At 69.8% G+C, this 20,615-nt stretch carries 19 protein-coding genes and 1 pseudogene; 8 read left to right on the plus strand and 12 right to left on the minus strand.

Annotation, left to right across the window (positions count from 1 at the left end; all coding sequences use genetic code 11):
* The first annotated feature begins 29 nt into the window (after positions 1–29).
* The 3 genes and pseudogenes from E7742_RS00950 to E7742_RS23390 all read left to right on the plus strand — a co-directional run bounded on the left by E7742_RS00950 (position 30) and on the right by E7742_RS23390 (position 2,092).
* Entirely contained in the window at positions 30–1,328 is a 1,299-nt protein-coding gene (locus E7742_RS00950) for a citrate synthase (protein ID WP_137797208.1), read from the plus strand.
* A 38-nt stretch (positions 1,329–1,366) separates the two neighbouring features.
* Positions 1,367–1,717: pseudogene (locus tag E7742_RS23385) on the plus strand (FKBP-type peptidyl-prolyl cis-trans isomerase); the annotation flags it as partial.
* Positions 1,712–2,092, plus strand: a complete 381-nt coding sequence (locus tag E7742_RS23390) for an FKBP-type peptidyl-prolyl cis-trans isomerase (protein ID WP_302661131.1) — start codon at positions 1,712–1,714, stop codon at positions 2,090–2,092. The pseudogene E7742_RS23385 and the gene E7742_RS23390, both read left to right, overlap by 6 nt.
* An 87-nt stretch (positions 2,093–2,179) precedes the next feature.
* Here E7742_RS23390 and E7742_RS00960 read toward each other — a convergent pair whose 3' ends face one another.
* From E7742_RS00960 to E7742_RS00990, 7 genes are all read right to left on the minus strand, one after another.
* Positions 2,180–3,343 carry an alpha/beta hydrolase gene (locus E7742_RS00960; RefSeq protein WP_137797210.1) on the minus strand — a complete coding sequence of 388 codons (1,164 nt, stop codon included), beginning with the start codon at positions 3,341–3,343 and terminating at the stop codon, positions 2,180–2,182.
* A 154-nt stretch (positions 3,344–3,497) separates the two neighbouring features.
* Positions 3,498–5,888 (minus strand): lysylphosphatidylglycerol synthase transmembrane domain-containing protein, encoded by a 2,391-nt coding sequence (locus E7742_RS00965; protein ID WP_137797211.1) that lies wholly within the window; start codon positions 5,886–5,888, stop codon positions 3,498–3,500.
* Positions 5,878–7,185 carry a sensor histidine kinase gene (locus E7742_RS00970; protein ID WP_137797212.1) on the minus strand — a complete coding sequence of 436 codons (1,308 nt, stop codon included), beginning with the start codon at positions 7,183–7,185 and terminating at the stop codon, positions 5,878–5,880. The genes E7742_RS00965 and E7742_RS00970 overlap by 11 nt, the downstream gene beginning before the upstream one ends.
* Positions 7,182–7,922, minus strand: a complete 741-nt coding sequence (locus tag E7742_RS00975; RefSeq protein WP_137797213.1) for a response regulator transcription factor — start codon at positions 7,920–7,922, stop codon at positions 7,182–7,184. The genes E7742_RS00970 and E7742_RS00975 overlap by 4 nt, the downstream gene beginning before the upstream one ends.
* 3 nt (positions 7,923–7,925) lie before the next feature.
* On the minus strand, positions 7,926–8,387 hold the full coding sequence (locus E7742_RS00980) for a MarR family winged helix-turn-helix transcriptional regulator (protein WP_137797214.1): 462 nt from the start codon (positions 8,385–8,387) through the stop codon (positions 7,926–7,928).
* A 51-nt stretch (positions 8,388–8,438) separates the two neighbouring features.
* Positions 8,439–9,758: a hypothetical protein gene (locus E7742_RS00985; protein ID WP_137797215.1), complete on the minus strand. Its 1,320-nt coding sequence runs from the start codon at positions 9,756–9,758 to the stop codon at positions 8,439–8,441.
* A gap of 94 nt (positions 9,759–9,852) precedes the next feature.
* Positions 9,853–10,701 carry a fumarylacetoacetate hydrolase family protein gene (locus E7742_RS00990; RefSeq protein WP_137797216.1) on the minus strand — a complete coding sequence of 283 codons (849 nt, stop codon included), beginning with the start codon at positions 10,699–10,701 and terminating at the stop codon, positions 9,853–9,855.
* A gap of 122 nt (positions 10,702–10,823) precedes the next feature.
* Between E7742_RS00990 and E7742_RS00995 the strand changes: the two genes are divergently transcribed.
* The 5 genes from E7742_RS00995 to E7742_RS01015 all read left to right on the plus strand — a co-directional run bounded on the left by E7742_RS00995 (position 10,824) and on the right by E7742_RS01015 (position 15,097).
* Complete coding sequence (locus E7742_RS00995) at positions 10,824–11,498, plus strand: GntR family transcriptional regulator (RefSeq protein WP_137797217.1); 675 nt, start codon at positions 10,824–10,826, stop codon at positions 11,496–11,498.
* Positions 11,488–12,822 (plus strand): cryptochrome/photolyase family protein, encoded by a 1,335-nt coding sequence (locus E7742_RS01000; RefSeq protein ID WP_137797218.1) that lies wholly within the window; start codon positions 11,488–11,490, stop codon positions 12,820–12,822. The genes E7742_RS00995 and E7742_RS01000 overlap by 11 nt, the downstream gene beginning before the upstream one ends.
* A gap of 91 nt (positions 12,823–12,913) precedes the next feature.
* The gene (locus tag E7742_RS01005) at positions 12,914–13,273 is read left to right on the plus strand and encodes a hypothetical protein (protein ID WP_137797219.1); all 360 of its coding nucleotides are present in this window, start codon (positions 12,914–12,916) and stop codon (positions 13,271–13,273) included.
* Between the two features lie 61 nt (positions 13,274–13,334).
* Entirely contained in the window at positions 13,335–13,751 is a 417-nt protein-coding gene (locus E7742_RS01010) for a hypothetical protein (RefSeq protein WP_137797220.1), read from the plus strand.
* 146 nt (positions 13,752–13,897) lie between these two features.
* Positions 13,898–15,097: an NADH:flavin oxidoreductase gene (locus tag E7742_RS01015; RefSeq protein ID WP_137797221.1), complete on the plus strand. Its 1,200-nt coding sequence runs from the start codon at positions 13,898–13,900 to the stop codon at positions 15,095–15,097.
* A gap of 25 nt (positions 15,098–15,122) precedes the next feature.
* Here the strand turns inward: E7742_RS01015 and E7742_RS01020 are convergent, their stop codons facing one another.
* The 5 genes from E7742_RS01020 to E7742_RS01040 form a co-directional block, all read right to left on the minus strand.
* On the minus strand, positions 15,123–15,932 hold the full coding sequence (locus tag E7742_RS01020; protein ID WP_254699123.1) for a hypothetical protein: 810 nt from the start codon (positions 15,930–15,932) through the stop codon (positions 15,123–15,125).
* A 263-nt stretch (positions 15,933–16,195) separates the two neighbouring features.
* Positions 16,196–18,109, minus strand: coding sequence for a propionyl-CoA synthetase (locus E7742_RS01025; protein ID WP_137797223.1), 1,914 nt, complete (start codon positions 18,107–18,109; stop codon positions 16,196–16,198).
* 166 nt (positions 18,110–18,275) lie between these two features.
* Positions 18,276–19,028: a DNA alkylation repair protein gene (locus E7742_RS01030; RefSeq protein ID WP_254699252.1), complete on the minus strand. Its 753-nt coding sequence runs from the start codon at positions 19,026–19,028 to the stop codon at positions 18,276–18,278.
* Positions 19,025–19,831 carry a GAF and ANTAR domain-containing protein gene (locus E7742_RS01035; RefSeq protein ID WP_137797225.1) on the minus strand — a complete coding sequence of 269 codons (807 nt, stop codon included), beginning with the start codon at positions 19,829–19,831 and terminating at the stop codon, positions 19,025–19,027. Before E7742_RS01035 ends, E7742_RS01030 begins: the two co-directional genes overlap by 4 nt.
* A 30-nt stretch (positions 19,832–19,861) precedes the next feature.
* Positions 19,862–20,428: an RNA polymerase sigma factor gene (locus tag E7742_RS01040; RefSeq protein ID WP_137797226.1), complete on the minus strand. Its 567-nt coding sequence runs from the start codon at positions 20,426–20,428 to the stop codon at positions 19,862–19,864.
* Positions 20,429–20,615: the final 187 nt, after the last annotated feature.

Consider the following 20,615-nt stretch of genomic DNA (forward strand, 5'->3'; position numbering starts at 1 on the left):
ACTGGTCTGAGTTTGAGAGGGATCCTTCCGTGCCCGCTGAGAATGACAACAAGCCCACACTCAGCTACCCCGGTGGCGAGCACACGATGTCCATCGCCAAGGCGACTGAAGGCAACGACGGCATCGAGCTGGGGAAGCTCCTTGCCAACACTGGTTACACGACGCTCGACCCGGGCTTCGTGAACACCGCGTCCACCAGTTCTGCTATCACCTACATCGACGGCGAGCAGGGCATCCTGCGTTACCGCGGGTACCCCATCGAGGAACTCGCCCAGCGCTCGACGTTCATCGAGGTCAGCTACCTGCTGATCTACGGGGAGCTGCCCACGCAGGCCCAACTCGAGGTGTTCACCGACAAGATCCGTCGGCACACCCTGCTACACGAGGACCTCAAGCGGTTCTTCGACGGCTTCCCGCGTAACGCGCACCCCATGCCGGTGCTGTCGAGCGCCGTCAACGCGCTGTCGGCCTACTACCAGGACGCGCTGGACCCGGACGACCCGGAGCAGGTCGAGCTGTCCACCATCCGTCTGCTCGCGAAGCTGCCCACGATCGCGGCGTACGCGTACAAGAAGTCGGTCGGTCAGCCGTTCCTCTACCCGGACAACTCGCTGAGCCTGGTCGAGAACTTCCTGCGCATGACGTTCGGCTTCCCGGCCGAGCCCTACGAGGTCGACCCCGAGGTCGCCAAGGCTCTCGACATGCTGCTGATCCTGCACGCCGACCACGAGCAGAACTGCTCGACGTCGACCGTCCGCATGGTCGGCTCGTCGGACGCCAACCTGTTCACGTCGGTCTCCGCCGGCATCAACGCGCTGTGGGGCCCGCTGCACGGCGGCGCCAACCAGGCCGTGCTCGAGATGCTCGACGAGATCGCCGCGAACGGCGGTGACGTCAAGGAGTTCGTCCGCAAGGTCAAGAACAAGGAAGACGGCGTGAAGCTCATGGGCTTCGGGCACCGCGTCTACCGCAACTACGACCCGCGGGCTGCGCTGGTCAAGCAGACCGCGCACTCGGTTCTGGGCAAGCTCGGCGGCGACGACAAGCTGCTCGAGATCGCCATGAACCTCGAGGAGACCGCGCTCACCGACGATTACTTCGTCGAGCGCAAGCTGTACCCGAACGTCGACTTCTACACGGGTCTGATCTACCGTGCGATGGGCTTCCCGACGCGCATGTTCACGGTCCTGTTCGCGCTCGGCCGCCTGCCCGGCTGGATCGCGCACTGGCGTGAGATGCACGAGGATCCGGCCACCAAGATCGGCCGCCCGCGGCAGATCTACACCGGCTACACCCAGCGCGGTTACGTGGACCTGTCGGCCCGCTGACCTGTTCTGCCCGACCCCGACAGATCGGACAACGAATCATGAGCACCAAGCCCGAGATCGAGTTCCAGGAGGGCCCCGCGCCCACCGAACTCGTCATCAAGGACATCGTCGTCGGCGACGGCCCCGAGGCCACGCCCGGCGCCAAGGTCGAGGTCCACTACGTCGGTGTCGAGTTCGACTCCGGTGAGGAGTTCGACTCCTCGTGGAGCCGGGGCGAGTCCATCACCTTCCCGCTGCAGGGCCTCATCGCCGGCTGGCAGGAAGGCATCCCGGGCATGAAGGTGGGCGGCCGACGTCAGCTGACCATTCCGCCGGAGCTCGCGTACGGTCCCGCCGGCGGTGGACATCAGCTGTCGGGCAAGACGCTGGTGTTCGTCATCGACCTGCTCGACGTCGTCGTCCCGCCCGAGCCGCCCGTGATCGAGCCCGCCGAGGGCCCGGCGCCGTCGGAGCTCGTGATCGAGGACATCACCGTCGGTGACGGCGCGGAGGCGCAGCCCGGTTCGGTCGTCGACGTGCACTACCACGGCGTCGAGTACGACACGAACCAGGTGTTCGACTCGTCGTTCCTGCGCGGTGACTCGGTCGCGTTCCCGCTGAACCGGTTGATCCCGGGCTGGCAGGAAGGCATCCCCGGCATGAAGGTCGGCGGTCGCCGCAAGCTCACGGTTCCGCCGGAGCTCGCGTACGGCCCCGCCGGCAGCGGCCACCAGCTGTCGGGCAAGACGCTGGTGTTCATCATCGATCTGCTCGGCACCAAGTAGCCACAGCGTCGCAAGAGTCCAGGCCCCGCACCGGTCACCGGTGCGGGGCCTGCGTCGTTCCGAAGGCAGGAGCGGCGAGCCGGATGCTCACCAGACGGGAAGGGCGCCCCGACCGCGGTCGGGGCGCCCTTCCAGGAACGTGGTGTGACGTATCGCGGATGAACTACCGGGGGTGTTCATCGCGTCGGCCAGCATCGGCCACGAGTTCCTCAGGTCGTCACGCCAGTAGCCCCACGAGTGGGTGCCCGCCGGCTTGAAGTCGAAGAACGCCTGGTTGCCCATCCCGGCGCGGTTGACGGCGTCGAACAGTCGGTGTGTGCACTCGTTGGTGGCCGCCTCGATGATGCCGCCGACGATGATCTGGTTGGCCAGCGTCGGGACGTTGCCGTTGATGCCCTGGCTGTCGAGGGTGTCGTGCGGACCCGGCAGGCCGGACGCGTTCGACACGTACAGGCGCGGGCCGTCCTTGAGCCTGTTGATGTTCAGGATCGGATCGTGGGCGATCCAGTCCGGCCCACCGACCGGGCCCCACATGTTCTCGACCTCGGCCGACCCGCGGGCGGCGATGACGATCTGGATGTAGGTCTGGCCCACCGGGGTGGCGGTGTCCGCGCAGCCGCTGTAGGCGCCGACGGCCTTGTACAGCTTGGGATCCTTGAGCGCGAGGTTGAACACCGAGGTGCCCGACGTCGAGATGCCGGCGAGGGTGTTGACGCCCGTGGTGCCCAGCGCGGAGTCGATGACCGGGGGCAGTTCCTTGGTCAGGAACGTCTCCCACTTGTTGACACCGTGCAGCGCCTCGTCCGCGTTCTGCCAGTCCGTGTAGTAGGTGAACGCGCCCTGCATCGGGGTGACGACGTTGACCTGCTTGCCCTCGAAGAACGTGCCGATGTCGGCCTGCTTCTGCCACGACGCCGAGTCCTCGCCGCCGCCGGCACCGTTGAGCAGGTACAGCGTGGGGGCCGGAACCGAGGTGTTCTTCGGGCGGATGACCTCGAGCGGGATGTCGCGGTTCATCGACTCGGAATGGACCGTCAGGCGCATCTTGTTGGACGCGGAGCCCGGGGTGGCGGAGACGAGGCGGGTCCCGCCGTTCGGCTTCGCGGACGCCTCGACCTTTGCGGCATCGGTGCCGACCGGTGCATTCGCGGAGGCGACTCCGGCCCCGAAGAACACGGGAAGTGCGGCGACCGTTGCGGTCGTGGCGCCGATCAACGCTCTGAGCCGGCGGGACTTCTGGGTTACACGCATGCTTTCTCGCCTTCGGTGGTGGGCCGGGGAGCGCGGTTCTACTCCACGGATACTGGACGTGTGTATATCACTTTCGCTATCGGGACTACGTCTCGATTTGCTACGGGTTGCCGGAAAATTAAACCAACGTTCCTCGATTATCGGTCACGAACCATCAGACCATGTCGTTTTTCTGCAGCCAGCGCAGCGTCGGCCAGCCGCAGAACACCGGTAGCCAGCAGGTGAGGACGCGGTAAAGCAACACTGACGGTACTGCTATGCCCACGGGGAGCCCGAAGGCGGTCAGGCCACCGATCAGAGCGGCCTCGACCGCGCCCACGCCGCCGGGCGTCGGCGCGGCGGAGGCCAGGGTGCCACCGATCATCGTGACCACCGTGACCGTCACGAACGTGGTGCCGCCCCCGAACGCCTCGACGCTGGCCCACAGCGCCAGCGCGGCGCCGAGCGTGGTGCCGGCGCTGCCGAGGACGATCAACAGGAACCGGCCCGGATTGCGGGCGAGTTGGGTGAGGGACCCGAGCACCTCGGTCAGTTGCGGCCGGACCTCGTTGCGCAACCAACGCCGCGCCTTGGGGATGAACATGAACGTGCCCACCGCTCCCAGCGCGACGCCCGCGATGAGGTAGAGCGTGGTGCCGCGGGGGACGAAGTGGGCGAGGTCGGCGTCGCGGCCGGCCGCGACGCTGAAGAAGACCAGCAGCGCGACGTGGGTGACCACCTGCACGGTCTGCTGCAGCGCCACCGCGGCGGTCGCGCGGACGGTGCCCAGGCCGCCCTTCTGGAGGAACCGCACGCTCAGCGCGAGGCCACCCACTCCGGCCGGCGTGGTGGTCGCGGCGAAGGTGTTGGCGATCTGCATGATCAACAGGTCCCGGTACCGCACCAGTTCGGACGCACACGCCCACAGCGCGGCGGCGGCGCCCACGTACGTCAGCGCCGACACGACCAACCCCACCAGCCCCCACGCCCAGTTCGCGGTCTTCAGTTCGGTGAGGAAGGTGGGGACCTGGCTGATGAACGGGTAGGCCACGTAGACCAGACCGATCAGCAGCACCAGTTGGATGATCTGGTTGCGGGTGAACCGGGTGACCTGCTCGGGCGCGATCTTGTCGATGTCGGTCTGGTTGCTCACCTCGTCGCGGATCGCCCCCAGCATCGCCGCGGAGTCCGGGACGGGCTTGCGCAGCCGGGACGGCATCGCGGACTTGGTGAGGCGCCCGGACGCGGCCAGCACGCGGTCGCGGCCGCGCGCGGCCAGCGCGGCGCGGACGGCGGCTTCCACCCCGAACAACCCCGCCGTGGTCAGCAGGAGTTGCGCGGTGTCGGACTGGATCTGTGCCTCGGACGGCCCGAGTTCCGCGTACGCGAAACCGTCGAAGAGGGCCTGGTCGTCGTCGATGCGGATCTCCGACGCACGTAGGTCGCCGTGAGTCATCTGGTGGGCGTGCAGTTTGCCCAGCGACCTCCACAGCATCTCGAGCAGCGTGTCGCGGGGGTGCGGGTTGTCGGTGGCCAGGGTGGCGATCGGGGCGCCGTGGGCGACCGGGCGGGCGTAGAGCTTCCACCCGCGGTCGAGCGCCGTGACGGCCATCGGCTTGGATGCCGCGAGCCCGAGGTCGGCGACCGCGATGCCCATGAGTGCCCGGTGCTCGACGGCTCGCGCGAGCGACGCGTGCACCGGGGTGCTCTCGCTGCTGCGCAACGTCAGCCACTTCGACACCTGCCGGAGCACCCCGCGGCTGCGCTGGTTCTGTCCGTACAGCTCGACGATCATCTCGGGCTCGCCGTCGCGCGCCGCGCCGAGCACGAGCGGGCCGCTGCCGGCAGGCGCGATCACCCGGAACGCGGTGACGCGGTGGCCCAGGCGCCCGAGCGCCTCGACGGCCGACTCGAGCGGTACCTCGAGCGCCGGGGTGCCGACCACCAGCACGATGATCGCACCGACGAGGTATCCGACGGCGAGCCCCAGCATGGAGCGGGCCGGGACGATCGAGCTGACGATCAGATGGATCGGCGCGAACAACAACAGCAGCGCCCACCACACTCGGCGCCACCGCTTGGGCAGCCACGGCCCCGACACCGTCAGCACCGCGGCGAGCATCGCGATCCACCGGGGGTCGTCGAGGAACTGGGACAGGAACGTGTTGAGCCGGTCGGAGACGTCGAGGTGCCAGCGCGGGGCCGAGAGACCGGAACCGGTGAAAGACAGCGCGATACCGGCGATGAGCCCGGCGGCCGCGTATCCCGCCAGCAGCTTCCAGCGCCGGCCGACGATCAACTGGATCAGGATCGCGAACGGCAGCGCCAGGATCGCCACCCCGTACAGCAGGTACACGGTGTCCGACACACCCGGCGACAGGATGCCGACGATGTCGGACACCGACGTCTCGAGTGCGTCCCACTCGCTGCGCGTGATCACCGAGCCCGCGATGACCGCGCCCAGGAGCACGAGCGCGAACACGACCCGCAGGATGTCGCTGGTGCGCCGGGTCAACGGCTGCAGCAGGCTGCCCGCGACCGGGATCTCCCGTCCGTCAACTTTCAAGGGTCACCACCAGTCGCGCGCCGCCCAGGGCGCTGTCCTCCAATCGTGCGTCGCCGCCGTGCAACCCGGCCTGTTGCGCAACGAGCGCCAGCCCCAGCCCGGAGCCGCCCTTCGTCGCGCGGCTTCCGCGGCGGAACCGGTCGAACACGGCGGCCCTCTCGCCCTCCGGGACACCGGCCCCGTCGTCGTCGACCGTGATCGTGACGGCGCCGTCGTCCGCGCGGGCGGCCCCGATCGCGACGTGGCGCGCCCCGCCGTGCCGGACCGCGTTGGTGACCGCGTTGTCGAGCGCGAGCCGCAGCCCGACGGGCAGACCCCGGACCACCAACCCCGGAGGCGCGTCGACGGTGACGGTCAGACCGGGGTGCTGGCGCTGGGCGTCCTCGGCCGCGAGGTCGCACAATTCGGTCAGGTCGAGGTCGATGTGGTCCTTCTCGCTCGACAACTCACCGGACGCCAGCCGCTCGAGCGCGGTGAGCGTCGCCTCGAGTCGGCCCTGGGTGCGGGCGAGGTCGCCGAGGATCTCGATGCGCTGCGCGTCGGAGAGCTCCAGCGTGCTGAGGACCTCCAGGTCGGTGCGCATCGCCGTGAGCGGGGTCCGGAGCTCGTGCGCGGACGCGGCCGCGAAGTCGCGGGCGGTGTCGAGGGCCGTCGCGGTGCGCGCCTGGGCGTCGGAGACGTCCTGCAGCATCGTGCCCACGGCCGCCGCCAGTTCGTCGGCCTCACGGACTCCGGACGCGGCCGGTGCGAGGTCGCGGTCCCGGCGGCCCACCCGCTGCGTGAGATCGACCAGCGGGCGCACGGCATGACCACCGAACAGCCAGCCGAGGCCGGTCGCGGCGACAATCGCCAGGACGCCCACGAGGGCGACCTGCTGTTGCTGGTCGGTCGTCGGATCCTTCGCCTCGGCGAGCGGAACCGCGACGGACAACAACGACGTCGACTCGGGGGCCAGCGGCGCCGTGAACGCGCGGAACGGGATCCCCGCGACGTCGACGGTGTGCGACCCGGGTTCGAGCCGGGGGAGCCGGCTCGACGTGCTCGAGACGACGGCGTCCCCGTTGCGGATGGTCACTGCAAAGGCACCGCCGTCACCGAGGACGTTCAGGAACGGTGCTGCCGCAGGCGCATTGACGATCAGCACCCGGGACGCGGTTTCGAGCCGGCGGTCGAGCTGCTGCAGGTTGTTGCGGGCAATGGCCAGCGCCAGGTAGACGCCCACCGCGGCGACGACGATCGTCGCGCCCAGCGCGGTGGCCGCCGCGACGCGCGCCCGCAGGGAATGCGGCCGGCTCACGTCGGTTCTCGCAGTACGAATCCCACCCCGCGCACGGTGTGCACCAGCCGTGGGGTGCCGTCCACCTCGAACTTGCGCCGGAGGTAACCCACGAAGACGTCGACGACGTTGGTGTCGGCGACGAAGTCGTACCCCCACACCAGATCCAGCAACCGTTCGCGGCTCAGCACCACACCGGCGTTCCGGGCGAGGACCTCGGTGAGCTCGAATTCGCGCTTGGTGAGCGGGATCTCGCGTTCGCCGAGGCGCACCCGACGACCGGCCACATCCACCGCGAGCGGCCCCACCACGATGGGCGGGTCCGACGCCGGGCCCGGTGCGGATGCCGAGCGGCGGCGCAGCATCGCGCGGATCCGTGCGACCAGTTCGGCGAGGACGAACGGCTTCACGAGGTAGTCGTCGGCGCCGGACTCGAGTCCGGCGATGCGGTCGTCGACCGAACTACGCGCGCTGAGAACACAGATCGGGACGTCGTTTCCGGCCGCGCGCAGGGCGGTGACGACGCCGGTGCCGTCCAGCACAGGCATGTTCATGTCGAGGACGACCACGTCGGGTGCGGCGTCGGCGACCACCTTCAGCGCCACCGCGCCGTCGGAGGCGGTGAGAACGGTGAAGCCCGACAGTCGCAGTCCGCGCTCGAGCGAGGCGAGTACGTCCGGGTCGTCGTCGACGACGAGCACGGCTGCGGATGCGGTCACCTGAGCATTGTGCCCGTCGCGCGGGTCGGTTTCGCGCATTCGTCACTCCTCCACTCGGGGGCGCAGGCCGTCGGAGCGTGCGATCAGCGTGTCGGCGACACGCACGAACGCGTCGAGGTCCGCCGGCTCGACACCGTCGAACAGGAGCTGTGCGGTGCGCGCGCGGAGGTCCCGGATCCGGTCGGCGTCGCTCCTGCCGCGGTCGGTGAGCGCGACGATGTGGGCGCGTCGGTCGGTGGGGTGCGGATCGCGGCGGACGTGCCCGGACTTCTCGAGCGCATCGACCAGGGCCGTCACCTGCCGTGTGCTGCAGCGCAGCGACGCGGCCAGGTCCCGCTGCGTCATCGGGGGGTTCTCGAGCACGCACAGCAGTGCCCGGGTGCGTGCCGTGGTCAGCCCGACGTCGCGGTTGCCGGCCTGCAGCGATCCCGACAGGTGTTCGGCGAGCACGAACGCGCGGCCCAGTGCGGCGGCGACGGCGCGCTGATCGGAGGAGTCGGACACTGCGGTGATGCTAGTTCATTGTGAACCGTGTTCACTAAATGACCGCTCGGCTCACCGAAGCGTCGGGCCGCCCAGGCGCCGCGCGTAGTCGGCCGCCCGGCGGTCCAGTTGCGCGCGTCGCCCGTCGGCCGTGGTCGTGGCCCGTGCGCCGAGGACCGCCGGCACGTCGGCGACCGGGAGCAGGTCGACCGCGCGAACCGCGCCGCCGACGTCGGTCCCGGCAGGCACCGACTGCCAGCGGATCGCGAACATGCCGGCGTCGATGCCGCCGGTGTCGAGCCAGTTGGTGACGCCCGGATCGGCGGCCGCGATCACGTAGGTGATCGTGCCGTCAGGATTGTGCTGTGCCTGAGACTGATTGAGACTTCCGGTGCGCTGCACGTACTCGCGGGTCACGCCCCACGGATCGGTGATCTCGAAGCCGAGGTACCGCGCGCCGACCGCGTCGAGCGTGACGACGAGCGCCTGCCCCGCCGGCAGCGCGAAGTGGCCGCTGGTCGCGAAGCCGAAGCCGGACGCCCGCAGCCCGGGTGGCGGCTGCACGGTGTTCGCGGGCTTGGCGTAGATGTACGCGTTGTCGTAGTCCAGCCAGTACCTGCCGATCCGGCGGAGCAACTCGGCGGTGTGGTCGGCGACTTCCGCGGCGGTGCGCGGCGGCGCTTCCGCCGGGCCGGTGACCCGCTCGATCGTGAGGGCGCACGGCGTCTGCGTGGACCAGTCGTCGAGTGAGTCGCGCACGATCAGCAGCCGCGCAGCCCCGGCGGTGCGGATGTGGTCGGTGCGGTCGTCACCGGGAGCGGGCGAGATCGTGACGGTGAACGCCCCGTCGGCGCCGATCCGCATGCGGTCGCCGGTGAGGAAGCCGAGCACGGGGGCGCCCTCCTTCGTGACCGCGCCGGTGCCGGGCAACTCGCCGTACAACACGAAGGACAGCTGCGACCGTGCGCCGTCCGGCAGTCGACTGCGCACGACGTAGCTCGACGTCCCGTCCACCGCGGCGTGCCGGTGCACGTTGTCGGGGTTGTCGATGCCGTAGCCCGAGCCGGGAACGTCCACACCGTGCCACCGGTGTGCCGCGTTCACCACCCACGCGAACTGCGGCCGCGCGGGGTCGTCACCCACCACCGTCTGCGCCGCCGCCACGGCGATGGAGTCGGCGGCACGCTCGAGCGTCGCGGCGCCCGCCGTGGTGCGGGCCTGAGGGTCGGTCCGGTACATCTCGACGACGTCCCGGCGCGCAGCCTGCACGGCAGGCGATCGCATCGCCGCGTTCACGGCCGCCTCGAATTCGACCTGGTGCGCGGTGTCGAGCACGCCTTGCGGGACGTACCGCGGCCCGTCGGACCGCGCGAGCAGTGGGCGATCACCCATGGCAACTCCTGTCGGGCCGGGTGGCATGCAGTCCGGAACTGGAAAACATTCTATTTTTTCCGCACGGTCGTGTGGTGGGTTTGCCGGAACCGCCCTACGTCCGGCCCACCACGCACTGCTGGACGAGCGTGCCGATGCCTTCGATCCGGCTGGTGACGACGTTGCCGGGCACCAGGAACCGCCGGGGGTCGCGGCCCACCCCCACACCCGCCGGGGTCCCTGTGAAGATCAGGTCGCCCGGCCGCAGAGTGCACACCGACGACAGGTAGGCGACCAACTCGGGCACCGGGAAGATCATCTGCGCCGTGCGTCCCGACTGGACCGTCGCACCGTCGATCGCACACTCGATCGCCAGGTCGTCCCGGTCGGCGAACTCCTCGGGGGTCACCAGCCAGGGGCCCGTCGCGCCGAAGCCGGGAAACGACTTGGCCAGGGAGAACTGCGGTGCCGGTCCGGCCATCTGCGAGGTCCGTTCGGAGTAGTCCTGCCCGACGGTCAACCCCGCCACGTGCGACCACGCGGAGCCCGCGCTCACCCCGGTCGCCTCGCGGCCGATGACGACCACCAGCTCCACCTCCCAGTCGACGGTGTCGGTGGGCAGCGGCAGATCGGTCTCGGGTCCGGTCAGGCAACTCGCGAACTTGGTGAACGTGGGCGGCGCCTCCGGCGCGGCCAGACCCGTCTCGGCGGCATGGTCGCGGTAGTTCAGGCCGATCGCGAAGACCTGGGTCGGGGCCGGCGACGGGGCCTCGAGATCGCGGCGGTCGAACGTGACGCCCTCCGTCGCGGCAGCGACCGAGCCGGCCCATTCGGAGAATGCCGGCCAGTCGGCGTAGAGCCGGCCCGGCTCGGGGCCGAAGCGGCCGGCACTTGCCGTGTGGACGTCGAGGGCACGGTCGTCGGCGACGATGACGGCCCGGCCGGAGAGATTGGCGACGCGCATGGTGATCGGGTTCCTGTCTGTGAGGGGTGCCGCGGTGCATCCCAGTAGACCGCGCAAAATATCGGAAAAGCAATATTATTTCGAAACTTGACTCGTCATTCGGATCGGCCTGTACTGGCCGGATGGGACGATCGACCGGTACCCGCGCGGACGAGATCCACGCCCGCCTGCGCGCCGACATCCTCGGCGGGGTCCTGCCGCCCGGCGAGAAGCTCGCCTTCGGTCGATTGCAGGCGCGGTACGACGTCAGCACCGGTGTCCTGCGTGAGGTTCTGCCTCGGCTGGTCGAGCAGGGGCTCGCGGTGTCCGAGGCGCAGCTGGGGTTCCGCGTCGTACCGGTCTCGGTGCCGGACCTGTTGGAGCTCACCGAGACCCGGGTATGGGTCGAGTCGGAGGCGTTGCGGCGGTCGATCGCCCACGGCGACGTCGAATGGGAATCGGCGGTGCTGGCCGCGCGACACCGGCTGTCGCGGACGCCGTCGGTGGACGCCGACGGCCGCGTCTCCGACGCCTGGATCACGGCGCACGGCAATTTCCACGGCACGCTCCTGCGGGCGTGCCCCAACACCCGGCTGGTGCGGATCGCCGAGTCCTTGCGGGACGTCTCGGAGGTCTACCGCTGCTGGAGTGTGCGCAGCCCCGGCGCGGTCGAGCGCGACGTCGACGCCGAACACGGCCGGATCGTCGAGGCCGCCGTCGACCGCGACACCGAGCGCGCGGTCGACGAGCTGCGGCGGCACATCGAGTTGACGACGAGCATCCTCGTCGCGGGACAGGAGTCGATCCGTGGCCTCTGAGTCGGTGGTGTGGTTTCGACGTGATCTGCGGGTCGGTGACCTGCCGGCGCTGAGTGCCGCCGGCGACCGGGCGCTGGGGCTGTTCGTGCTCGACGACCGACTGCTCGGGCCGTCGGGTGGGCCGCGGCGGGACTTCCTGTACCGCAGCCTGTCCGCGCTCGACGAACAACTCGAGGGCCGGTTGCTGGTCGTGCGCGGCGACCCGGTGGACGTGGTGCCGCGGGTGGCGAGAGCGGTCGATGCGCAGGAGGTGCACGTGAGCGCCGACTTCGGTCCGTACGGGCGGGAACGGGATGCGGCGGTGGCCGAGCACGTCGACCTGGTGGCCACCGGTTCGCCGTACGCCGTGGCGCCCGGCCGGGTGACGAAGGACGACGGCAGCCCCTACAAGGTGTTCACGCCGTGGTTCAAGCGGTGGCTCGACCACGGCTGGCGCGGACCGGCACGCACCGGCGCGGACACGCTCGCGTGGATCGATCCGGACGACGTCGACGGGCGGGGCCGGCGGGTGCGGATCCCGACGCCCGACCGGCCCGGCCCGGCGGCGGGGGAGGCGGCTGCACTCGCGCGCTGGCGGGAGTTCCGGGAGGACGACCTCGCCGGCTACGACGACGAGCGTGACCGGCCGGATCTCGACACCACCAGCCGGATGTCGGTGTATCTCAAGTTCGGCAACATCCACCCTCGGACGATGCTCGCGGACCTCGCCCGCACACGCGGCCGCGGCGCCGAGCAGTACCGACGGCAGGTGGCGTGGCGAGACTTCTACGCCGACATCCTGTTCCAGCGCCCGGACAGTGCCCGCCGCAACTACGACCGCAAGTTCGACGCGATCCGCCACGACAGCGGCCGCGAGGCCGACGAGCTGTTCGAGGCATGGTGCGCGGGCCGCACCGGGTATCCGATCGTCGATGCCGGCATGCGCCAGTTGGCAGCCGAAGGGTGGATGCACAACCGCGTCCGGATGATCGTCGCGTCGTTTCTCGTCAAGGATCTGCACCTGCCGTGGTGGCGTGGGGCGCGCCATTTCATGCAGTGCCTGGTCGACGGCGATCTGGCGTCGAACCAGCACGGCTGGCAGTGGACGGCCGGCTCGGGGACGGATGCGTCTCCGTTCTTCCGGGTGTTCAACCCGACCGGTCAGGGCGAGAAGTTCGACCCCACGGGCGACTACGTGCGCCGGTGGGTGCCGGAATTGCGTGGCGTGCCCGGCAAGGCCGTCCATGCGCTGAAGAACGACCGCCCCGACGGCTATCCGGAACCGGTGGTCGATCACGCCGAAGAGCGCCGGGAAGCTCTCGCCCGGTACGGCGAGCTGCCCTGACCGGCTCCGCCCCACGGGGTGCCCGTGTGACGTGAACGCCGGTTTGGTGCCGCCGGCGCACGGGTAATCCACCGGTGGTGGAAGGAGGCCCATGACCCGTGACGTGGAGAAGCGCTGGTCCGATCCGGCGACGTTCCGGAAGGCGGCGCTGTTCGACGCCGCGATCATCGTCGTAGCCCTGATCGCGATGGCTGTCTCGATCGCCATCGGCTCGGACGTGGGCGACTGCAGCGCGGAAGACGGTCGCCTGTGCAGCGACACCGCCCGCGTGGTGGTCGTAATGGTGCCGGCGATACTGCTGCTGCTGGGTGGCATCGGCGCCTTCGTCCAGGCTTACCGCACGTGGCGCCGCGACGGGACCTGGACCGTCTGGCAGGGGGCCGGATGGTTCCTCTTCGTGCTGATGCTGGTCTACCTGGGTATCTCCGTGCGTGCGGTGGCCGGCGGCTGAGACGTTTCGGCCTGCAGCGGCCGGGGCACCCCGGGGCATGGGCGCAGTGGGCGCGGGCAGAGTGCCGATCACCGGATTGGCTGTCGCGGCCGTCCTACTGCTGGGGGCGTGCGGGTCCGACGGGGTGCCGGACGACCGCACGGGGCCGCAGGGTCCCGCCGCCACGACCGACGTCATGCCCCAGCACGACGAGCACGACGACCACGAACACCCACCGCGTGCGACGCAGGGATACGACCCGCAGCGCCTCGCGGAGTTCGTCGCCGCCTTCCGGGCGCAGTACCCGCAGTTCGCGGTCGGCCGGGACGACGACGACATCGCCGACATCGCGATCGAATCGTGCGACGACCTCGCGAACAACGTGGACGAGCGGGTAGTGACGGCGCACATCGTCGACCGGGCCGAGCACGACGGCGTCGTGCCGACGCCGGAGCAGGCCCGCACGATTCACGGCCTCACCGGCGCCGTCTGCTCCTGAGGCTGGTCGCCAGAGCTGATCCGAGAGCCGATCCGAACGGGGCCGGTCCACGGAACCGCACCGCATCCCATCCAGTGGACATCCCCACTTTCGAGACCGCTGGCACCGGTATAACCTCGGGCCGCCCCTCGACGGAAGGATTTGCGGTGACCAGTATCACGCCGCCCGATGTGTTCGCGCCGGCCACGCTGGGCCCGATCACGCTCCGCAACCGGATCATCAAGTCCGCGACGTTCGAGGGGCGCACGCCCGACGCGCTGGTGACCGACGAGCTGATCGAGTTCCATCGGCAGCCCGCAGCCGGGGGCGTCGGTATGACGACCGTGGCCTACTGTGCGGTGCAACCGGAGGGCCGCACCGAGCGCGGACAGTTGTGGATGCGCCCCGAGGTGGTGCCGGGTCTGCGCCGGCTCACCGACGCGATCCACGCCGAGGGCGCCGCGGCGTCGGCGCAGATCGGGCACGCCGGCCCGGTCGCCAACGAGAAGTCGAACGGGTTGCCGGCGCTGGCGCCGTCGAACTCGTTCAGTCCGCTCAGCATGAAGCGGATCCACGCCGCCACCGCCGCCGACATCGCGCGCATCACGCGCGCGCACGCCGACGCGGCGCGGTTCGCGATCGAGGGCGGCTTCGACGCCGTCGAAATCCACTTCGGACACAACTATTTCGCGAGCTCGTTCCTCAGCCCCAAACTGAACCGGCGCAAGGACGACTACGGCGGTTCGCTCGCGAACCGTGCGCGGATCGTGCGGGAGACGGCGCGCGCGGTCCGTGAGGCGGTGGGTGACCGAATCGCCATCCTGGCGAAGCTCAACATGGACGACGGCGTGCCGGGCGGCTTCTGGGTCGACGAGGCGATTCAGGTGGCGCAGTGGCTCGAGGCCGACGGCAGCCTCGACGCCCTCGAGCTGACGATGGGCAGCTCGTTGCTCAACCCCATGTACCTGTTCAAGGGCGATGCGCCCGTCCGCGACTTCGCGCAGGCCATGCCCCAACCGGTCAAGCTGGGCGTGCAGATGGTCGGCAAGGCGTTCATCAAGGCGTACCCGTACGAGCCGCTGTTCATGCTCGAGGAGGCCCGGCAGATCCGCGCGGCGGTCGACATGCCGCTCGTGTTGCTCGGTGGCGTCACCGACAAGGCCGGTATGGACACCGCGATGGAGGAAGGCTTCCAGTTCGTCGCGATGGCCCGCGCGCTGCTGCGTGAACCCGACCTGATCAACCGGATCCAGGAGGAAACGCGCACGCGCTCACTGTGCATCCACTGCAACAAGTGCATGCCGACGATCTTCTCGGGGGCCCGCTGCGTTCTGGTCGATCCCGTCCCGGTGCGGGTGCGCCGCTGACCGTCCGGGTGTCAGAGGGTCGGAGTCAGAGACAGTCGCCGGCGAAGTCGACGGCGTCGCGCACGTCGTCCGCCCACGTGCCCCATTCCGACGTGGGTGCGGTCGTCGCGGCGAAGCCGCACAGCACATCGGTGGCACACCGGACGACCTCGAGGAGGAGCCGGGCCTGGTGTCCGCCCACCGCAGCCAGGTGTGCGTAGTCCTCACGCCGGCCGGGGCGCAGGAGCGTGCTCAACGGTCCGCCGTCGCGGCCGGTCTCGGCGCCCAGTTCGATCGTCTCGAGCAGGCCGGCGACGGTCCGGTCGGGGTCGGCAACCCCGGTCGAAACGCTCTCTGCGGCAGGGATCTTCGTTGATTCGGCGAGTGCAGGCAGGCTGAGTCCGTCACCGTCTGCGGCGGATACGGCCGCGTACCGGGCACGCGCGTACGCCGACGAGACGGTCAGGTCGCGGGCGATGTCCGCTCCGGTCGGCGACGCCAGCGCGGCCAGGACCCGCAGTCGTCTGCCCGCCGCGCTGAGCAGCGTCCACGCGGTGCTCGTCCGTCCCGCGTCCATCGCCCACGCGGTGTCACGCAGCGCGCCCAGAATTTCCTCGTAGTGCGCAATCGCCATGAGGACGCGCGGTCCCGGTCCGGCCGCCCAGGTCGGATCCGTGTCGTGGGCGTCGCGCTCGGACGCGCGTAGGCAGTCGATCGCAGGCTCGAGGCACGCGTGGACCGTCTCCACCACGTCGCGCGCGAGCGCGGCCTGGTTCGACGTCTCGATACCCTCGGTGTCGTCCAGGAAATGGCGGCGCGGACTGTTCGCGACCAGGTCTCGGAGCAGGGCGTGCACTGACTGCGTGGCTACGACGGACAAATCTCCCCCTCGGGCGATGAGGACTCGGGACGACCGCGATGACTTCGGAGCAGCGATCTCTATTCGTGAACTTACCGTGATCGTACCGTGATAGTCAATGTCGGCACGCGTCTGACCTGGCCTTTTACCGCTTTCGTCGAGTATGTCTTTGTGGTGGATTTGGGGAGAAATCGTCGTTTGATCCGAATTACGGGAAGGCCCCGCCCATCACGGGCGGGGCCTTCGCGCAGGGAACGGCGCTATCCGCGCAGCAGCTTGGCGAGGGCGTCGAGCACCCCGGGATCCTCGATCGTCGAGGGCACGGTGTACTCGGCGTTGTCGGCGATCTGCCGCATGGTCTTGCGCAAAATCTTGCCTGACCGAGTCTTGGGCAGCGCCTGGACGACGGTGACGTCCCGGAACGTCGCGACCGCACCGATCTGTTCGCGGACCATCGCGACCAGCTCCGTGCGCAGGACCTCCGGATCGATCTCGACGCCGGCCTTGAGTACCACGTAGCCGCTGGGGCGCTGACCCTTGAGATCGTCGTGGATGCCGATCACGGCGCACTCCGCGACCGCGGGGTGCGACGCCACCACCGCCTCCATGCTGCCTGTCGAGAGCCGGTGTCCGGCAACGTTGATGACGTCGTCGCTGCGGCCCAGGACGAACACGTACCCGTCCTCGTCGATGTAGCCGGAATCGCCGGTGAGGTAGTACCCGTCGAACGTCGACAGGTACGACTTGACGAAGCGGTCCTCGTCGCGCCACAACCCGGTCAGGGTGCCCGGGGGCAGCGGCAGCGCGATGACGATGTTGCCCTCGGTGCCCGCCTGCACCGGGGTGCCCGCACCGTCGACGATGTCGACGCGGTAGCCCGGCACCGGCACGGTGGGGGAGCCGGCCTTGATCGGCATCGGCTCGAGCCCGCGCAGGTTCGCCGCGATCGCCCAGCCGGTCTCGGTCTGCCACCAGTGATCGATCACCGGGACGCCGAGCTTCTCGGTGGCCCACTCGTAGGTGTCGGGATCGAGGCGCTCGCCCGCGGCGAACAGTGTGGTCATCGAGGTGACGTCGTACTTCCCGAGTTCCGCGGCGTCCGGGTCGGCCTTGCGGATCGCGCGAATCGCGGTGGGCGCGGTGAACAGGGCGGACACGTTGTGCTCCTGGATGATTCGCCAGAACACGCCCGCATCGGGCGTGCCCACCGGCTTGCCCTCGTACATCACGGTGGTCGCGCCCGCGAGCAGCGGGGCGTACACGATGTACGAGTGGCCGACGACCCAGCCGACGTCCGAAGCCGTCCACATCACCTGTCCGGGACCGATGTCGTAGATGTTGCGCATCGACCACGTGAGGGCCACCGCGTGCCCGCCGTTGTCGCGGACCACGCCCTTGGGCTTTCCGGTGGTGCCGGACGTGTAGAGGATGTACAGCGGATCGGTCGCGGCGACCGAGACCGGCGCGGCATCGCTCGCGTCCGTCGCCAGCTCGTCCCAGTCGAACCACGCGGAGCCGCGGTCGCGGTAGTCGGCCGCCGACCCGGGAACGGACTCGCGGTTCTTCACGATCACGGTGTGCGGGGGGTGCGCCGACAGGCCGAGCGCCTGGTCGACCATCGGCAGGTACTCGACGGTGCGCCCCGGCTCGAGGCCGCCCGAGGCGGTCACGAGCACGACGGGCTGCGCGTCGTCGATGCGGGTGGCCAGCTCCTTGGCGGCGAAGCCGCCGAACACCACCGAGTGCACGGCGCCGATGCGGGCACACGCCAGCATCGCGATCGCGGCCTCGGGGATCATCGGCATGTAGACCACGACCCGGTCACCCGCCACGACTCCCTGCTCGGCGAGCACCCCGGCGAACCGCGCGACCTCCGCGAGCAGCTGGGAGTACGTGTACGTACGCCGAGCGGGCACCATCGCCGAGTCCCAGATCAGGGCGGCCTGGTCGCCGCGGCCGTCCCGCACGTGCCGGTCGAGCGCGTTGAAGCACGTGTTGAGCGTGGCGTCGGGGAACCAGCGGTACATCGGCGCGTTCGAGTCGTCCAGTGCCCGCGTGGGCGCGGTGTCCCAGTCGACGGCTCGGGCGGCGTCGAGCCAGAAGCTGTCCGGCTGTTCCACGCTCTCGGTGAAGGCGGTGGAGTAGGCGCTGGTGGCGCGCTCGGCGGTGCTCATCGCGATTCGTGTCCTCTCGGTCCTGACAGCGACAGCGTCGGCGGACGCCACGTCACTGCAGCTGTGATGCACACAACACCCTATTCGACCGGCGGGCCGGTGCCCCGGCACGCGACCGGTCACCGGTCGGCCGTGCGGCGGACGGGCCGGAACGGTCGCCGAACGGCTACCGTCGGCTACCCCGGAGCAACCGGTAGTGCGCGCGGGCGTCGGTGTCCAGGTGTTCGGTGGCGTAGCTCAGGGCCGTCGCCCCCATGTCCGCCGCGTGGGCGTCCAGGAAAGCGAGCAGCAGCGCCCGGTCCACGCGCTTGCCGACCTCGCGGAGCATCCAGCCGGTCGCCTTCTGGGTCAGGTCCCGCCGGTCGCCGAGGACGCGGGCCGCGAGTTCGAGGGTCGTGGACGCGTCGCCGCGTCGGATGAAGCCGAACGTGGTGAGCAGCGCGACCCGTCGACGCCACAGATCGTCGTCCGCGCCCAGTTCGAACACGACGGTCCGGGGTCGGTCGTAGAGCCAGTCACCCAGGATGTGCAGCGCCGACTGGTCGACGAGGTCCCAGTTGTTCACCCGGCCCCGCAGCACCGCCGCGAGATACCGATCGGCGATACGCTCGCGGGCCTGCTCGTCGCGGCTGCGCGTCCGGCTCGCGCGCGCGAACTGCTCGACGAGGATCAACAGGCCGGCCAGACGGTACTCGTGCACCGCACTGTCGAGCAGCGTGTCGACGTCGTCGAGCGAAAGCGTGGCAAAGGTCTTGGCCACTGCACGGATTGCGGGTACCCGCACGCCGACGAACACGTCACCGGCGCCGTACTCGCCCGGCGCGGTCTTGAAGAAGCGGGCGAACCGGCGCGCGTCGTCCGGGTCGGCCACGTCGGACAGGGCGGCGACCACCGCGTCCGGGCCGGGTACCGGCGTCAGGAGACGGCCTCGCCCGCGCCGGAACCGTCCGTCGCGCTCAGTTTCTCGACCAGGTCTGCCGCCACGTCCCGCAACCGGGTGTTGGTCGTCTGCGACTGCTTGCGCAGCACCTCGAATGCCTGTTGGGCATCGATCCGGTGCAGAGCCATCAGCATGCCCTTGGCCTGCTCGATGGGCGCCCTCGTCTCGAGTGCCCGTTGCAGTGCGTCCGCGGCGTCGCGCGCGGACTTGAACCGCGCGAACTCGCCGATGGCCCGCGAGACCGTGCTCGTCAGCAGTTCCAGGACGTCGGCGTCCACTTCGTCGAATGCGGCGCGAGCACGGCCGTAGAGGTTGAGGGCGCCGAGAGTGCGGTCGGCGACGAACAGCGGGGCGGCCAGGAAGCTGCATATCCCCTCGGCGCGTGCCGCTTCGGTGAATGCGGGCCACCGGTCCGTCGCCTCGTCCAGGTCGACCAGCACGGTCTCGCGCGTGCGCGACGCGTGGAGACAGGGGCCCTCACCGGCGGCGTACTGCTCGTGGTCCACCCGCAGGGTGCGTCCGTCGGTGTACGAGGCCGTGTACGTCCGCCCGCCGAAGTCGATCGTCACGCCCGTGCAGTCGGCACCGTCGATCACCTCGTGCGCCACCTCGGTGACACGGTCGAGCAGGTTCACCAGGTCGTCCTCGTCGGTGATGCTCTCGCCGAGGGACACCAGTATCGACGCCAGCCTGTTCGGCGGCAGGTCGGACACCTCGGCGATCGCGACGACCTCGTCGGCGCCCGGCGCCCGCCCGTCCGTGCGCGGGTCAGTGTGCACCATCGTGCCGGCCTCCTTCGATCCGCTGCGCGGTCATCGCCACTCTTCCAGCAGCACCGCCAGCGCCGCCGCGGCACGCCGATGCTGACCGCGCGCCGCGTCCGGGCTGAGCCCCAGCACCTTGCCGATCTCCGGGAACGTCATCGCCTCCACCTCTCTCATCACCCATGATGCGCGTTGGCGAAGCGGGAGCTGCCGCAGAGCGCTGTCGAGAGCGTGCAGGAAGGCATTGTTCGACGCCACCGATGCGGGCTCGACCTCGGGCCCGTCCGGGAGGGCGCGAAGTGTCTCGTCGTCCACCAGGTCCGGTCGCCGGCGTCGGTGCAGGTCGAAGATCTTCCGAGTGCAGATCGCGAACAGCCACGTCCGAATCGAGGAGTCGCCGCGGAACGAGGCCAACCGGTTCCACGCGGCCAGGAACGTCTCCTGCACGACGTCCTCGGCGGTGTGGTCGTCGGGAGCCAGCTGCCGACAGTATCTGCGCAGTTCACGACCGTGTCGGTCGACGAACTGCGCGAAGGTGTCGTCGGGGTCTTCACCCCGGTGATGGTGATAGGCATGGTCGAGCCCTCTCTGCCCGTCCACGGCCCGTTCGGTCACTGAATACACTCCTCCCGTCGAAGCCGTCGCGGGAGTGAGGCACGCAGACTTTAACCGAGCCGGCGTGCCGATCACCACTTCCCCGAACCGCACCGAGCGTCCGTCGGAAATGTGTCGTAGATCACAGGTTTGTAGGCGTTCGGTTCGGCGTCATCCGTGCGTCTAAAGGGTGGGAGAGCAGGTAGGC

The sequence above is a fragment of the Rhodococcus sp. SGAir0479 genome (assembly GCF_005484805.1).
GTDB lineage: Bacteria > Actinomycetota > Actinomycetes > Mycobacteriales > Mycobacteriaceae > Prescottella.